This window comes from Photobacterium phosphoreum, assembly GCF_002954725.1.
In the GTDB taxonomy this organism is placed as follows: domain Bacteria; phylum Pseudomonadota; class Gammaproteobacteria; order Enterobacterales; family Vibrionaceae; genus Photobacterium; species Photobacterium phosphoreum.
The window spans coordinates 104,540-121,009 of the sequence record NZ_MSCQ01000001.1; the positions used below are offsets into that span (position 1 = coordinate 104,540).

The following is a 16,470-nucleotide window of genomic DNA, read 5'->3' on the forward strand; positions in this document are numbered from 1 at the left end:
ATAGGCTAGGCTGACGCTATTTACCTGAAATTGGCGAGCGCTATCAGGTTACAGAGGCTATTTATTTATGGAAAAAGTACCAATGACTGTTCGCGGCGAACAAAAGCTGCTCAAGGAACTCGAGGTATTATTGAAGCGTCGTCCACTTATTTCACAAGCAATTGCTGAAGCGCGTGAACTTGGTGACTTAAAAGAAAACGCTGAGTACCACGCTGCACGAGAAGAACAAGGCATTTGTGAGGCTCAAATTCGTGATATTGAATACAAATTATCAGTAGCACAAGTGATCGATGTGAAAACATTAACCAATACAGGTAAGGTTATTTTTGGTACAACTATCAAACTATTAGATTTAGATAGTGATAAAGAAATGATCTATCGTATCGTGGGTGATGATGAGGCAGATATTAAGCAAAACTTGATTTCAGTAAACTCACCGATTGCACGTGGTTTAATTGGTAAGTTAGCCGGAGATGAAGTTCAAATTACAACACCGGGTGGCTTAAAAGAATTTGAAATCATGGATGTACAATACATTTAATGATTAATTGCAGTTTGTCGTAACTAAAAATATAGACTATGTTTGACAAATAAGCGTTAACTTATTAATAACGGTAAGGTTTGTCGTTAGCAAAAAGAATTTATTGCCAACGACGGCTATAAAAAAGGCCGCTAGGCGGCCTTTTTTATTTGCGAGGAAGCTCGATTTTACGTGCTTCAGTCTGACGGTATAACACTAATGTTTTACCGATGACTTGTACTTTTTCAGCTTTCGTTTCGCGAACAATAGCGTCAACGATCAAAAGTTTAGTTTCACGTTCTTCAGAAGCCACTTTCACTTTAATCAGTTCATGGTGGTTGAGAGCAAGATCGATTTCAGCTAGTACCGCTTCAGTCAGACCGTTAGCACCCATAAGAACAACAGGTTTTAGGTTATGGGCAAGGCCTTTTAAGAATTGCTTTTGTTTTGTGCTTAGATTCATGATGACTCTATTTTTTTAGTTACAAGGGTTGAAAACGCGACATTCTACCGCCATCTACTCTAGAAGACTAATTTGTTTGATAGATGAGAGTCGGAAAATCTACAGTGATTATGTTGCACTGCACATTTTTAGGGCGCAATCTAATGAATTAGGTGCGATAAAGTCTTTAGCCGACGTATACTTACTAAGTATGGCAACTCATTAGGTTTATCATGAGTAGAAAAAAACAATCCGCTAGCTCAGGCCGGTGGTTAAAAGAACATTTTGACGATAAATATGTACAAGAGGCACAAAAACGGGGTTACCGTTCGCGGGCTTTCTTTAAAATTGAAGAAATTCAAAATAAAGATAAATTATTAAAACCAGGCATGACAGTGGTTGACCTTGGTGCTGCACCAGGTGGTTGGTCACAGTATGCGGCAGAAATTGTAGGAGATGAGGGACAGGTCATCGCTTGTGATATTTTGCCAATGGATTCACTGCCAGGGGTTAACTTTCTCCAAGGTGATTTCCGAGAAGAAGCAGTATTAGAGGCTTTATTAACACGCATTCAACCAGATATGGTTGATGTGGTAATGTCTGATATGGCACCTAATATGAGTGGTAACCTTGCATCCGACCAACCTCGAGCGATGTACCTTGTTGAACTTGCATTAGATATGTGTCGACAAGTACTTGCACCGAATGGCAGTTTTGCGGTAAAAGTTTTCCAAGGTGAAGGCTTCGACCAATATCTTGCTGATATTCGTGGCATGTTTAAAGTGGTCAAAATTCGTAAACCTGATTCCTCGCGAGATCGTTCGCGTGAAGTCTATATTGTGGCTACAGGTTACAAACTGTAGTAATCTACATTCATCTTTTAGTTATCGCGAGGTTAACACCTTGAGTGACATGGCAAAAAACTTGATTTTATGGCTGGTCATTGCTGTTGTTCTTATGTCTGTATTCCAGAGTTTCGGAACCAATAGTAATAGTACCAAAGGCCAAGTCGATTATACGACATTTGTCCGTCAAATCGGTCAGGATCAGATAAAGGAAGTACGATTCAATGATCGTGAAATCACTGTAACCAAACGTGATAATGCGAGCTATGTAACATACTTACCTGTCGCAAATGATCCTAAGCTGTTAGACGATCTTATTAACGCAAACGTAGCGGTTGCGGGTACTCCACCTGAAGAGCCAAGCCTTTTAGCTTCAATCTTCATTTCGTGGTTCCCAATGTTATTGCTTATTGGTGTTTGGATTTTCTTTATGCGTCAGATGCAGGGCGGTGGTGGCAAAGGTGCCATGTCGTTCGGTAAATCTAAAGCACGTATGATGGGTGAAGACCAAATCAAAACAACCTTTGCTGATGTAGCAGGTTGTGACGAAGCTAAAGAAGACGTTAAAGAATTGGTTGATTACTTACGTGATCCAAGCCGTTTCCAAAAGCTAGGTGGTAAAATCCCAACAGGTGTGTTGATGGTTGGTCCTCCTGGTACGGGTAAAACTTTACTGGCAAAAGCGATTGCTGGTGAAGCTAAAGTACCGTTCTTTACTATTTCTGGTTCTGACTTTGTTGAAATGTTCGTTGGTGTGGGTGCATCCCGTGTCCGTGATATGTTTGAACAAGCGAAGAAAGCAGCGCCTTGTATTATCTTTATCGATGAAATCGATGCGGTAGGTCGTCAACGTGGTGCTGGTGTTGGTGGTGGTCATGATGAACGTGAACAAACACTGAACCAAATGCTGGTTGAAATGGATGGTTTTGAAGGTAATGAAGGTATTATCGTTATTGCCGCAACCAACCGTCCTGACGTACTTGACCCAGCCTTACTTCGTCCAGGTCGTTTCGACCGCCAAGTTGTTGTTGGTCTTCCGGATGTACGTGGTCGTGAGCAGATTCTTAAAGTTCACATGCGTAAAGTGCCGTTAGATGGTGATGTTAATCCGTCATTGATTGCTCGTGGTACACCAGGTTTCTCTGGTGCTGATCTAGCAAACCTTGTTAACGAAGCGGCATTGTTTGCTGCTCGTGGTGATAAACGCACTGTTGCAATGATTGAATTTGAACTAGCAAAAGACAAAATCATGATGGGCGCTGAGCGTAAATCAATGGTGATGTCTGAAGATCAGAAAGCATCAACCGCATACCATGAAGCGGGTCACGCAATTATTGGTCGTTTAGTACCGGATCACGATCCAGTGTACAAAGTGTCAATTATTCCACGTGGTCGTGCATTAGGTGTGACAATGTACTTACCAGAGCAAGATCGTGTAAGTCATTCTCGTGAATTCTTAGAATCTATGATTTCAAGTCTTTACGGTGGTCGTCTAGCTGAAGAGCTTATCTATGGTCGTGAGAAAGTATCGACAGGTGCATCGAACGATATTGAACGTGCAACTGATATTGCACGTAAGATGGTGACTCAGTGGGGCTTCTCTGACAAATTAGGACCATTACTATACGCAGAAGACGAAGGTGAAGTATTCCTTGGTCGTTCAGTAACACAAAGCAAGCATATGTCTGATGACACAGCGAAGCTGATTGATACTGAAGTTCGTATTCTAATCGATCGTAATTACCAACGCGCACGTCAAATTTTGACTGATAATATGGATATCATGCATTCTATGAAAGATGCATTGATGAAATATGAAACCATTGATGCGGGTCAGATTGATGACTTGATGGAACGTAAAGCTGTAATCCGTCCACCGAAAGGTTGGACTGATGAGGGTGATACGTTGCGTAATGCACCAGAAACTGAAATTGCTCCTGATGAGCCAATCGGTGATGGTATTGATGCGCTATCTGAGCAAGATGATACAGATAGCAAGCCTCAAGCATAATTGCTAAGTGAATCGAAAACCCTGACTTAGGTCGGGGTTTTTTTTTGTTGAAATTTTCGGAGCCATAACATGATGTTAATCAGTAAAGGTAAGGCACTTGATCTTACAACGCCTCAAGTGATGGGGATTGTTAATATTACCCCTGATTCATTTTCAGATGGCGGAAAATATCATCAATTAGAGAGTGCGTTACGTCATGTTGAATTCATGATCGAAGCAGGTACTGCGATCATTGATATTGGTGGAGAATCAACTCGACCCGGTGCCGCTGATGTTAATGTTGAGAGGGAGCTTGCACGAGTTATTCCAGTAATAGAGGCCATTCGACAACGGTTTGATTGTTGGATTTCGATTGATACTAGCAAAGCATTAGTGATGACTGAGGCGGTTAATGCTGGCGCTGATTTAATTAATGATGTCCGTGCGTTACAAGAGGTTGGGGCATTAGATGCTGCAGCTAAGGCGAATGTTCCTATCTGCTTGATGCATATGCAAGGTCAACCGCGTACAATGCAGTCCGATCCCCATTATGTCGATTTGATTACTGATGTGAATCAATTTTTGAACGAGCGTATTCAAGCTTGTGAGCAATATGGTATTGCGCGCCAACAATTAATTTTAGATCCAGGTTTTGGGTTTGGTAAGACAATGGCGCATAATTATCAATTATTAGCGCAGCTTGAACAATTTCATCAATTTGGTTTACCGTTATTAGCGGGAATGTCTCGTAAATCAATGATATCGAAATTATTGAATAAACCGCCAATGGATTGTGTCGCTGGAAGTTTAGCCTGCGCAACTATTGCAGCAATGAAGGGGGCGCAAATAATTCGGGTTCATGACGCACAAGAGACAATTGATGTTATTCGAGTCTGTAATATAGTGGCAAATTATTCTAAATAATGTCGATATAATTTCGTTATAAATGAAAGATTGTAAACTAAAGCACTATGCTAATTACAATCAATATACTTATAAAATAGAGCTAGGAGCGTAAAATGGCTGAACGTAAGTTCTTTGGTACAGATGGTATTCGTGGTCTTGTTGGTGAAGGTCCTATTACGCCTGAGTTTGTAATGAAGCTTGGTTGGGCGGCAGGACGTGTATTATCGAAAACAGGGACTAAAAAAGTCTTAATCGGTAAAGATACTCGTATTTCAGGTTATATGCTGGAATCTGCGTTAGAAGCAGGTTTAGCGGCAGCTGGTTTGAAAGCGGCTTTTACCGGCCCTATGCCAACCCCTGCTGTTGCTTACCTAACTCGTACATTTCGTGCTGAAGCGGGTATTGTGATTTCTGCATCACACAATCCTTACCATGATAACGGCATCAAATTCTTTTCGGCTCAAGGTACTAAATTACCGGACGCAGTTGAATTAGCCATTGAAGCTGAAATGGAAAAACCATTAACGTGTGTTGAATCAGCACTATTGGGTAAAGCATACCGTATTGATGATGCAGCTGGCCGTTATATTGAGTTTTGTAAAGGTACATTCCCTAATCATTTGAGCCTTGAAGGTTTTAAAATTGTTGTTGATTGCGCTCATGGTGCAACTTACCACATCGCACCGAAAGTTTTCTCTGAATTAGGTGCTGAAATTATTACTATTGGTTGCGAGCCAAACGGTATCAATATTAATGATAAAGTGGGTGCTACTGATGTTGCTGCATTGCAAGCTAAAGTGTTAGCAGAAAAAGCTGACTTTGGTATTGCTCTTGATGGTGATGGCGACCGTGTGATCATGGTTGATGAGTTAGGTAATAAAGTTGATGGCGATCAGATTGCTTATATCATCGCACGTGATGCATTGCGTTGTGGTGAGCTAAAAGGTGGTGTGGTTGGTACATTAATGACAAATATGGGCATGGAAGTTGCTCTTAAAAATTTAGGCATTCCTTTTGTACGTGCAAAAGTGGGTGACCGTTATGTTATGGAAGAGCTGTTAAATCATAATTGGCTGATTGGTGCTGAAAACTCAGGCCATGTTATTTTACTTGATAAAGTAACAACAGGAGACGGTATTGTCGCTGGTCTACAGGTCATGGCTTCTATTGTTGCAAGTAAAATGAGCTTAAAAGAGCTGAGTGATGGCATGACAATGTTCCCGCAAGTATTGGAGAACGTCCGCTTTAAAGGTGATAATGATCCACTACAATCAGCGGCTGTTATTGCTGTGACACAAGCAGTTGAACAAAAATTAGGTGATAATGGTCGCGTATTATTACGTAAATCAGGCACCGAACCATTGATTCGTGTTATGGTTGAAGGCCAAAATGCAGCTGATGTTCAGCAATATGCGTTGGATATTGCAAAAGCAGTAAAAGAAAACTGCTAATGTAATGATTATTGATAATCGCTTAATTTTTTAAAGCATTATTCAATAAAGGTGGAGGCTGGCTAATAAAATAAAGTCAGCCTTTTTATTTTGATGACTTTGCTTTTGGCTAAATGTTGTGCAAGTGGTTCGGAATATTCACTTTTTGAGTAAATATTACTTGTCACTGTTACAGGGTTTCGCTAGTATTCATTCGCTCTCTAGATAAGAGGAATGCGCTGGCACTGCTAAAGCAAAGCCGGTATAGCAATTTAACCATAGGTGGAACCCATGTACGAAATTCTACTTGTGATTTATCTTGTCGCTGCGCTTGGTGTAATTGGCCTAGTAATGGTTCAGCAAGGTAAAGGCGCAGATATGGGAGCTTCATTCGGGGCTGGTGCTTCAGGAACTTTGTTCGGCTCTAGCGGCTCAGGAAATTTTCTAACTCGAATGACAACACTTTGTGCACTTATTTTCTTTGTTATAAGTCTTGTTCTTGGCAACATTAGTACCAAGCAAGCTGCAGGAACAAGTGGCTGGGATAACCTTTCGGCTCCTGCTACCACACAAACTGTTGAACAACCAAAGACTGCAATAACTACTGATAAAGTAGTGGCAGCAGAAAAAACAACTGAGAACACTGCTGAAACAACACCAGCAACAAGTGAAAAATCTCAGTAAGTAAAGATTTAGCCGAGATGGTGAAATTGGTAGACACGCTAGCATGAGGTGCTAGTGCCGCAAGGTGTAGGGGTTCAAGTCCCCTTCTCGGCACCATTATACTGGTTACTTGTAATAGTAACATCTGAACGGTATACTCTGTTCAGAATCGGACGCGGGGTGGAGCAGCTTGGTAGCTCGTCGGGCTCATAACCCGAAGGTCGTTGGTTCAAATCCAGCCCCCGCAACCACTTTCCTGAAAATAGACTATTCTTACTTTTGAATGTTTGTTTTCTTACTAAGACTCTTGCTTGCATGGTTTTAGTAATCAGGGTCCAGTAATAAAAAACCCCGTATTCGGGGTTTTTTATTATCTGAAACATGACCATTCAGGTATTTACTGGGCTTTATGCCCTTTTTTTGTTTCCGGGGGGTTGTCTTGACAGCTTTAGAGACACAATTATCCGACTTACTCGAGCCCTCAGTTCAAGCTATTGGCTTTGAACTTGTTGGTTTAGAGTTCATCCGTGCTGGTGAGCACTCCACTCTTCGCGTGTTTATTGACCATGAAAATGGTATTAATGTAGACGGTTGTGCAGAGGTTAGCCGCCAGATTAGTGCAGTAATGGATGTTGAAGATCCAATTACTGTTGCTTATTACCTAGAAGTGTCTTCCCCTGGATTGGAAAGACCACTATTCAAAGCAGCACATTACCAACAATTTATTGGCAATGAAGTTAGCTTAGTATTAAAAATGGCGATGGGAAACCGTCGTAAGTGGAAAGGTGACATTGTCGCTGTTGAAGGCGAACTGATCACACTTAACGTAGATGGCAATGACGAGTCCTTTGCACTGAGCAATATCTCCAAGGCCAACCTAGTTCCAAAATTCTAACCGCTAAATTGGGGCATTAGAAATGAACAAAGAAATCTTGGCTGTCGTAGAAGCGGTATCCAACGAAAAAGCTGTTCCTCGCGAGCGTATTTTTGAAGCGCTAGAGATTGCATTAGCAACAGCAACTAAAAAGAAACACGAAGCAGAAATCGAAGTTCGTGTTGTTATCGATCGTAAAACAGGTGAATTCGAAACTTTCCGTCGTTGGAAAGCAGTAGATGAGGTAACTCAACCAACACTTGAAATTACGTTAGAAGCAGCACAATATGAAGATCCATCGATCGTTCTTGGTGATTACATTGAAGATGATATTCAATCTGTAACCTTTGACCGTATTACTACGCAAACTGCAAAGCAAGTTATCGTACAAAAAGTACGTGAAGCTGAGCGTGAGCAAATTGTGGCACAATTTATTGATAACGAAGGTGAGCTAATCACTGGTATCGTTAAAAAAGTAAATCGTGATGCAGTGATCATCGATTTAGGCAGCAACGCAGAAGCTGTTATCCAACGTGATGACCAACTTCCTCGTGAAAACTTCCGTCCAGGCGACCGTGTTCGTGGTCTATTGTACAAAGTTGCACCTGAAGCACGTGGTTTCCAGTTATTCATGACGCGTTCTAAGCCAGAAATGTTATCTGAGCTATTCCGCATTGAAGTGCCAGAAATGGGCGAAGAACTGATTGAACTAATGGGTGCAGCACGTGATGCTGGTTCTCGTGCAAAAATCGCAGTAAAAACTAATGACAAGCGTATTGACCCTGTGGGTGCTTGTGTTGGTATGCGTGGTGCACGTGTTCAAGCTGTTTCTAGTGAGCTTGGTGGCGAACGTATCGATATCGTATTGTGGGATGAAAATGCTGCACAATACGTTATTAATGCAATGGCACCTGCGGAAGTTGATTCAATCATCGTTGATGAAGACAACCACACTATGGATATCGCTGTACAGAAAGATAATCTGGCACAAGCGATCGGTCGTAACGGTCAAAACGTACGTCTAGCATCACAGCTTACTGGCTGGGAACTAAACGTTATGACTGTTGAAGACTTACAGAAAAAACACCAAGCAGAAGCGCAAGCATCAATTGAAGTGTTTACTAAGCACCTTGATATTGATGAAGACTTTGCAACTATGTTGGTGGAAGAAGGCTTTACTACACTAGAAGAAATTGCTTACGTTCCATTAAGTGAATTAATGAATGTTGATGGTCTTGATGAAGAGACTATCGAGCAATTACGTAGCCGTGCAAAAGCTGCATTGACTACGTTAGCGCTTGCTAAAGAAGAAACGCTTGACGGTGTAGAACCTGCAGAAGATTTATTAAGTCTGGAAGGTCTTGAGCGCGAGTTAGCGTTTAAGTTTGCAGCTAAAGGTATTTGTACGCTTGAAGATCTTGCTGATCAAGGAACTGATGACTTGACCGACATTGAAGGCGTGGACGATGCAAAAGCGGGTGAGCTAATTATGGCTGCGCGTAATATTTGCTGGTTCAGCGACGAAGCGTAATCAAAAAAAAATAAAGCAAGCAAGGAGGAGCATTATGTCAGAGGTTACCGTTAAAACATTGGCGGAAGAAATTGGTACGCCAATTGACCGTTTACTTCAACAGCTTTCAGATGCTGGGATCGCTAAGAATGTTGATGAGAATGTAAGCCAAACCGAAAAACAGGCGTTACTTAACCATCTCCAAAAGGAGCATGGTAGTGATGTCAATACTGACGGCGCTCCAACTCGTCTGACTCTGCAGCGCAAGACACGTAGTACATTAAGTGTCTCTGGTAGCGGTGGCAAGAGCAAAAATGTTCAAGTAGAAGTACGCAAAAAGCGCACCTACGTGAAACGTTCAGCACTTGAAGAAGAACAACGTGCAGCAGAAGATGCTGTTAAGCGTGAAGCAGAAGCTATATCGCAACGTGAAGCTGATACGATTGCCAACCAAGCAGCAGAAGCAGCAAAACGTAGTGCAGAGGAAGCTGCTACACGTCAAGCTGAAGAGCAGCGCAAAGCAGATGAAACTGCTGAGCGTGAAGCAAAAGAGAAATTAAAGCGTGCCGCTGAGGATAAAGCGAATCGTACCGAACAGGATAAGCGTAAGGCTGACGAAAAAGCTAAGCGCACCGTCGCTGACAAACAGGCTAAGTTAGACGCTGAAGTACTACAGCGTCGTCTGGAACAGGAAGCCAAGCGAAAAGCCGAAGAAGAAAGTCAGCGTCAGCTAGAAGAGGCTCGCAAAATGGCAGAACAGAACGAGAAAAACGGGGTAAAACCTGAGCAAGCAGTAAGTATGGAAAAATCTGATTACCATACAACGACATCTACATATGCGCGTGCTGCAGAAGACGAACAAGACCGCAAAGAAGAAACTTCTCGCCGTCGTAAAAAGAAAAAAACAGCGGCTAAGCAAGACAGCCGTGGCGGTCGCAACCAACGTGGTCGCGGTAAGCCACAAATGAACAAACCAGCATCAATGCAGCATGGCTTTGATAAAACAGCGCTAGTTGCTAAGCAAGATGTTGTGATCGGTGAAACGATCATTGTTTCTGAACTGGCTAGCAAAATGTCTGTTAAAGGCGTTGAAGTTATCAAGGTAATGATGAAGATGGGCGCTATGGCGACTATCAACCAAGTTATCGACCAAGAAACAGCATCGCTTGTTGCTGAAGAAATGGGCCACAAAGTTATTCTGCGTAAAGAAAACGAGCTTGAAGAAGCAGTGCTTTCAGATCGTAACGCAGCAGACTTAGTGAAAGTTTCTCGTGCACCTGTTGTTACTATCATGGGTCACGTTGACCACGGTAAAACATCAACACTTGACTACATTCGTAAAGCACACGTTGCTTCAGGCGAAGCAGGTGGCATTACACAGCACATCGGTGCTTACCATGTTGAAACTGACAACGGTATGATCACTTTCCTTGATACTCCTGGACACGCAGCGTTTACAGCTATGCGTGCTCGTGGTGCTCAAGCGACAGATATCGTTGTACTTGTAGTTGCAGCAGACGATGGCGTGATGCCACAAACAGTTGAAGCTATCCAGCACGCGAAAGCGGCAGGTGTACCTTTGATCGTTGCGGTAAACAAGATCGACAAAGAAGATGCAAACCCTGACAACGTGAAGAATGAGCTAGCTCAATACAATGTTATGCCTGAAGAGTGGGGCGGTGAGAACATGTTTGTTCACATCTCTGCGAAACAAGGTACTAACATCGATGGTCTACTAGAAGCTATCTTACTTCAGTCAGAAATTCTTGAACTGACAGCAGTTGAAGAAGGTATGGCGTCAGGTGTAGTTATCGAATCACGTCTTGATAAAGGCCGTGGTCCTGTAGCAACTGTACTTGTTCAAGAAGGTACATTGCGTAAAGGCGATATCGTTCTTTGTGGTTTAATGCATGGTCGTATTCGTGCAATGCGCAACGAACAAGGTCAAGAAATTGAATCAGCAGGTCCTTCTATTCCTGTTGAGATCCTTGGTCTTTCTGGTGTTCCAGCATCAGGTGATGAAGCAACAGTAGTACGTGATGAGCGTAAAGCTCGTGAAGTTGCGCTTTACCGTCAAGGTAAATTCCGTGATATTAAACTAGCACGTCAACAAAAATCTAAGCTAGAAAACATGTTTGCGAACATGGAAGCTGGCGAAGTTGCTGAACTAAACGTTGTGCTTAAAGCTGACGTTCAAGGTTCTGTTGAAGCAATTGCTGACTCACTACGTAAACTTTCAACTGATGAAGTTAAAGTGAACATTGTAGGTTCAGGTGTTGGTGCTATCACTGAAACTGATGCAACACTTGCTGCAGCGTCTAACGCTATTCTACTTGGCTTCAACGTTCGTGCTGACACCTCTGCGCGTCAAACAATCGAAAATGAAAGCCTAGATTTACGTTACTACTCAATCATCTACCAACTAATCGACGAAGTTAAAGCGGCGATGGGCGGTATGTTGTCTCCTGAGTTTAGACAAGAAATCATTGGTCTAGCACAAGTACGTGAAGTATTTAAGTCTCCTAAGATTGGCGCAATCGCTGGTTGTATGGTTACTGAAGGTACTATCAAGCGTAATAATCCTATTCGTGTCCTACGTGAAAACATTGTTATTTACGAAGGTGAGCTTGAGTCACTACGTCGCTTTAAAGATGACGTGGCTGAAGTTAAGAATGGTTATGAGTGTGGTATCGGTGTTAAGAACTACAACGACGTTCGCGTTGGTGACCAGATCGAAGTATTCGAAATTATTGAAATCCAACGTACACTTGACTAATAATCAGTGTAGTTAGTTGTTTTTCAACATGATAATGATAATGGGGAGCTTCGGCTCCCCATTCTTTCAAGAGCATTATTCTTAGAGAGAGCAAAATAATGGCAAAAGAATTTAGCCGTACCCAACGTGTAGCACAGCAGCTACAAAAAGAATTGGCAGTGATTTTACAACGTGAAATCAAAGATCCAGCGATCGCAATGACAACAATTTCAAGTGTTGATGTATCGCGTGATATGAACTACGCCAAGATCTACGTAACATTTTTCCCAATTGGCGAGCAAACTGCTGAAGGTAGTTTGGAAGCGCTACGTGAAATGGCACCTTACATTCGTTCGCTTTTAGGTAAAGAAATTCGTTTGCGTGTAACGCCTGAATTGAACTTTATCTTTGATCAGTCGTTGACTGAAGGTATGCGTATTTCTAACCTAGTATCGAAAGCGGTACGTGACGATGAAGATCGTCGTGGTGATGAAGACGAAGTAGAAAAAGGCGAGGAGTAAACATGGCACGTCGTCGTAAAGGTCGTCCAATTAACGGTGTGATCTTGGTTGATAAACCAACCGGCATTAGTTCTAACGATACCCTGCAAAAAGTGAAACGTATCTTTTTTGCACAAAAAGCGGGCCATACTGGTGCGCTTGATCCTTTAGCGACGGGCATGTTACCGCTTTGTTTTGGTGAAGCGACCAAGTTTTCACAATTTTTATTAGATTCAGATAAGCGTTACCGTGTGGTTGCCAAATTAGGTGAGCGTACTGATACGTCTGATTCTGATGGTGAAGTGGTTGAAACCCGTACCGTTAATGTAGAACGCGATCAACTTGAAGCATGCATCGATAGTTTTCGAGGCACGACCGATCAAATTCCATCTATGTACTCAGCATTAAAATACCAAGGCCGTAAATTGTATGAATACGCCCGTGAAGGAATCTCTATTCCTCGTGAATCGCGTAAGATTACTGTGTATTCGGTTGAGTTATTGCGCTTTGATAACAATGAAGTTGAAATGGAATTACATGTGTCAAAAGGCACATATATTCGTACTATTGTGGATGATTTAGGTGAAATGCTCGGTTGTGGCGCTCATGTCACTTACTTGCGTCGTACAGGGGTATCTAATTTCCCGTATGAGCGCATGGTAACGATTGAGCAACTACAAGCCATGCTTGATCAAGCGAAAGCGGATGAGATAGAACCAGGCATAGTATTAGATGCATTATTATTGCCAACCGATACCGCAGTACAAGATTTACCAGAAGTGAATATCACGGCAGCAGCTGCGGTTCATGTGTTACATGGTAATCCTGTTAGTGCTGAAGTTGTTCCTGTTGAAGGTACATTAGTGCGCATTACAGTGGGTGACGCTGCGGAATTTATTGGTGTTGGTACCATTGATGCGAAAGGCATGTTGGCACCAAAGCGGGTAATGGCTAACGAACAACAGGAATAAGAACGCCAAGGGATCATAGGTAATTGTGAGTGATAAATCAGTTTGATTATTACACATGAGTTGCTTGAGGTTAAAAATAACACTGGTTAATTATTCGCTTGTAGTTCGTACCGCTGATCAGTATAATCCGCGGCTTGGGTGTCGGCTGAATCAGAGATTGGCGGCACAAATTAAAACATCTTGTATTAGGAATGAGTTATGTCTCTGAATGCAGAAACTAAAGCAGCAATCGTTGCAGATTACGCACAATGTGAAAATGATACTGGTTCTCCTGAAGTTCAGGTTGCACTTTTAACAGCGCAAATCAACCACCTTCAAGGTCACTTTGCTAACCACAAGCATGACCACCACAGCCGTCGCGGTCTACTACGCATGGTTTCTCGTCGTCGTAAGCTTCTAGATTACCTTAAAGGTAAAAACCTAGATCGTTACCAAGACCTAATCAAGCGTCAAGGCCTACGTCGCTAAGATTGCTTTAAGAAAGGAGCCCTAGGCTCCTTTCTTTTTATCTGCTCTTTTTATTGTTAATACCGCTATTATTGATTCGTCCTCCTGTTATCTTTCGCAATTTCGTCTACTATCTGTACCGGAGTTAAGCTCAAGTTTGTTGTATGAATGCTTAGGCAGAGATATGATAGGACCGAGTAAATAACGGCACTTTTCCACTGTTATGACTTCGCGAGTCGTTTTCGTCGACCTTTAGGTCGCGGCTAATGACAGTTTTTTCAGCATTAAGAACTTTCATTAGTCGCGATACGTGAAATCACTACGTAAAGTGGACATCATTACATGACGCTTATGTTTGTGTTGGTTATAATTGACCTGCAAATAAAAAGCGGAATATATTTAAGGAAATTCACGTGAATCCTATCGTAAAGACTTTCCAGTACGGTAACCACACGGTTACTCTTGAGACTGGTGTTATAGCACGTCAAGCGACTGCTGCAGTAATGGTTAGCATGGACGACACTTCAGTGTTCGTTTCTGTTGTTGGTAAGAAAACAGCAGTAGAAGGCCAAGACTTCTTCCCGCTAACAGTGAACTACCAAGAGCGTACTTACGCTGCAGGTAAAATCCCTGGTGGTTTCTTCAAGCGTGAAGGTCGTCCTTCTGAAGGCGAAACACTGACTGCACGTCTAATTGACCGTCCAATCCGTCCGCTATTCCCTGACGATTTTAAAAACGAAGTACAAGTTATTGCAACAGTGGTTTCTGTAAACCCTGCAGTTAACCCTGATATGGTTACAATGATTGGTACATCAGCAGCACTAGCTATCTCTGGTATTCCATTCAATGGTCCTATCGGTGCAGCACGTGTTGGTTACATCAACGATCAATTCGTTCTTAACCCAAGCAATGCAGAACTAGCAGAAAGCCGTCTAGATCTTGTTGTTGCTGGTACTAAAGACGCTGTTCTAATGGTTGAGTCAGAAGCTGACCGTCTATCTGAAGAGCAAATGCTACAAGCTGTTGTATTTGGTCACGATCAACAACAAGTTGTTATCAATGCAATCAACGAGTTTGCTGCTGAAGTTGCAACGCCAGCTTGGGATTGGGCTGCGCCTGTTGAGAACACAGCACTTAAAACTAAGATCGCTGAGTTAGCTGAAGCTAAGCTTGTTGAAGCTTACCAAATCACTGAGAAAATGGCTCGTTACGATCGCATCCATGAGATCGCAGCTGAGCTAAACGACGTGCTACTTGCTGAAGATTCTGCAGCAAATACTAAAGAAATCCACACTCTTTTCCACGATCTAGAGAAAACAGTTGTTCGTGGCCGTATCATTGCGGGTCTTCCTCGTATTGATGGTCGTGAAAAAGACATGGTTCGTGCGCTAGACGTTCGTACTGGTGTACTTCCACGTACTCACGGTTCTTCACTATTTACTCGTGGTGAAACGCAAGCACTTGTTACTGCTACTCTTGGTACACAACGTGATGCACAAATCATTGACAGCATCATGGGTGAGAAGAAAGATCACTTCCTTCTTCACTACAACTTCCCTCCATACTGTGTAGGTGAAACGGGTTTCGTTGGTTCGCCTAAGCGTCGTGAAATTGGTCACGGTAAGTTGGCTAAGCGTGGTATTGCTGCTGTAATGCCATCTGTTGATGAATTCCCATACACAGTACGTGTAGTATCAGAAATCACTGAATCTAACGGTTCATCTTCAATGGCTTCTGTTTGTGGTACTTCACTTGCTCTTATGGATGCTGGTGTACCAATCAAAGCGTCTGTTGCGGGTATCGCAATGGGTCTTGTGAAAGAAGGCGATGATTTCGTTGTTCTTTCTGACATTCTTGGTGACGAAGATCACCTAGGTGACATGGACTTTAAAGTAGCGGGTACTAACGACGGTATCACAGCACTTCAGATGGATATCAAGATTGAAGGTATCACTAAAGAGATCATGGAAATTGCACTTAACCAAGCTAAAGGCGCGCGTAAGCACATCCTTAGTGTAATGGATAACGCAATTAACTCTCCTCGTGAAGATATTTCTCAGTTTGCTCCTCGTATTCACATGATGAAGATCAACCCTGAGAAGATCAAAGATGTTATCGGTAAAGGTGGTGCAGTTATCCGTGCACTTACTGAAGAAACTGGTACAACTATTGAAATCGAAGACGACGGTACAATCAAAATCGCTGCGACAGAAGGAACTGCTGCACAAGAAGCAATCCGTCGTATCGAAGAAATCACTGCTGACGTTGAAGTTGGCCGTGTTTACACTGGTAAAGTAATGCGTATCGTTGATTTCGGTGCGTTTGTATCAGTTATCGGTACTAAAGAAGGTCTAGTTCACATTTCTCAAATCTCACAAGATCGTGTAGAGAAAGTGTCTGATTACCTACAGATGGGTCAAGAAGTTCAAGTTAAAGTACTTGAAATTGACCGTCAAGGCCGTATCCGTCTAAGCATGAAAGAAGCAGTAGAAGCGCCAGCCGCAGCTCCTGCACAAGACGAACAGCCACAAGGCTAAACGTTTTGTTAATATCATGATATAAAGGGGCTATTAAGCCCCTTTTTTTGATCTAAATATTATTATAGACGCTGGATCGT

Annotated in this window: 14 protein-coding genes and 2 tRNA genes; 15 read left to right on the forward strand and 1 reads right to left on the reverse strand. The window is 42.4% G+C overall.

Features of this window, described 5'->3' with window-relative positions:
- Positions 1–67: 67 nt before the first annotated feature.
- Complete coding sequence (greA, locus tag BTO21_RS00385) at positions 68–541, forward strand: transcription elongation factor GreA (RefSeq protein ID WP_045027554.1); 474 nt, start codon at positions 68–70, stop codon at positions 539–541.
- A 145-nt stretch (positions 542–686) separates the two neighbouring features.
- Here greA and yhbY read toward each other — a convergent pair whose 3' ends face one another.
- Positions 687–983: a ribosome assembly RNA-binding protein YhbY gene (yhbY, locus tag BTO21_RS00390; protein WP_045027555.1), complete on the reverse strand. Its 297-nt coding sequence runs from the start codon at positions 981–983 to the stop codon at positions 687–689.
- A 212-nt stretch (positions 984–1,195) separates the two neighbouring features.
- On the opposite strand from yhbY, the gene rlmE reads away from it, so the two are divergent.
- The 14 genes from rlmE (at position 1,196) to pnp (ending at position 16,390) form a co-directional block, all read left to right on the forward strand.
- Positions 1,196–1,825, forward strand: a complete 630-nt coding sequence (gene rlmE / locus BTO21_RS00395) for a 23S rRNA (uridine(2552)-2'-O)-methyltransferase RlmE (RefSeq protein WP_045027557.1) — start codon at positions 1,196–1,198, stop codon at positions 1,823–1,825.
- Between the two features lie 49 nt (positions 1,826–1,874).
- A complete protein-coding gene (gene ftsH, locus BTO21_RS00400; protein WP_045027558.1) occupies positions 1,875–3,818 on the forward strand; it encodes an ATP-dependent zinc metalloprotease FtsH in 1,944 nt (647 codons plus the stop codon).
- Between the two features lie 69 nt (positions 3,819–3,887).
- On the forward strand, positions 3,888–4,721 hold the full coding sequence (gene folP, locus BTO21_RS00405; RefSeq protein ID WP_045027560.1) for a dihydropteroate synthase: 834 nt from the start codon (positions 3,888–3,890) through the stop codon (positions 4,719–4,721).
- A 95-nt stretch (positions 4,722–4,816) separates the two neighbouring features.
- Positions 4,817–6,154 carry a phosphoglucosamine mutase gene (glmM, locus tag BTO21_RS00410; RefSeq protein WP_045027562.1) on the forward strand — a complete coding sequence of 446 codons (1,338 nt, stop codon included), beginning with the start codon at positions 4,817–4,819 and terminating at the stop codon, positions 6,152–6,154.
- Between the two features lie 270 nt (positions 6,155–6,424).
- On the forward strand, positions 6,425–6,817 hold the full coding sequence (gene secG / locus BTO21_RS00415) for a preprotein translocase subunit SecG (RefSeq protein WP_082056789.1): 393 nt from the start codon (positions 6,425–6,427) through the stop codon (positions 6,815–6,817).
- A gap of 11 nt (positions 6,818–6,828) precedes the next feature.
- Positions 6,829–6,913 (forward strand) — tRNA-Leu (locus BTO21_RS00420).
- Between the two features lie 57 nt (positions 6,914–6,970).
- A tRNA-Met gene (locus BTO21_RS00425) sits at positions 6,971–7,047 on the forward strand.
- A 188-nt stretch (positions 7,048–7,235) separates the two neighbouring features.
- Positions 7,236–7,691, forward strand: coding sequence for a ribosome maturation factor RimP (gene rimP, locus BTO21_RS00430; RefSeq protein ID WP_045027564.1), 456 nt, complete (start codon positions 7,236–7,238; stop codon positions 7,689–7,691).
- Between the two features lie 22 nt (positions 7,692–7,713).
- Positions 7,714–9,201, forward strand: a complete 1,488-nt coding sequence (gene nusA / locus BTO21_RS00435; RefSeq protein WP_045027566.1) for a transcription termination factor NusA — start codon at positions 7,714–7,716, stop codon at positions 9,199–9,201.
- Between the two features lie 34 nt (positions 9,202–9,235).
- Positions 9,236–11,956 (forward strand): translation initiation factor IF-2, encoded by a 2,721-nt coding sequence (infB, locus tag BTO21_RS00440; protein WP_045027567.1) that lies wholly within the window; start codon positions 9,236–9,238, stop codon positions 11,954–11,956.
- A 98-nt stretch (positions 11,957–12,054) separates the two neighbouring features.
- On the forward strand, positions 12,055–12,456 hold the full coding sequence (rbfA, locus tag BTO21_RS00445) for a 30S ribosome-binding factor RbfA (protein WP_045027569.1): 402 nt from the start codon (positions 12,055–12,057) through the stop codon (positions 12,454–12,456).
- 2 nt (positions 12,457–12,458) lie between these two features.
- Complete coding sequence (truB, locus tag BTO21_RS00450; protein ID WP_045027570.1) at positions 12,459–13,406, forward strand: tRNA pseudouridine(55) synthase TruB; 948 nt, start codon at positions 12,459–12,461, stop codon at positions 13,404–13,406.
- Positions 13,407–13,604: 198 nt separating this feature from the next.
- Positions 13,605–13,874: a 30S ribosomal protein S15 gene (gene rpsO / locus BTO21_RS00455; protein WP_045027573.1), complete on the forward strand. Its 270-nt coding sequence runs from the start codon at positions 13,605–13,607 to the stop codon at positions 13,872–13,874.
- Positions 13,875–14,266: 392 nt separating this feature from the next.
- Entirely contained in the window at positions 14,267–16,390 is a 2,124-nt protein-coding gene (gene pnp, locus BTO21_RS00460) for a polyribonucleotide nucleotidyltransferase (protein WP_045027575.1), read from the forward strand.
- Positions 16,391–16,470: the final 80 nt, after the last annotated feature.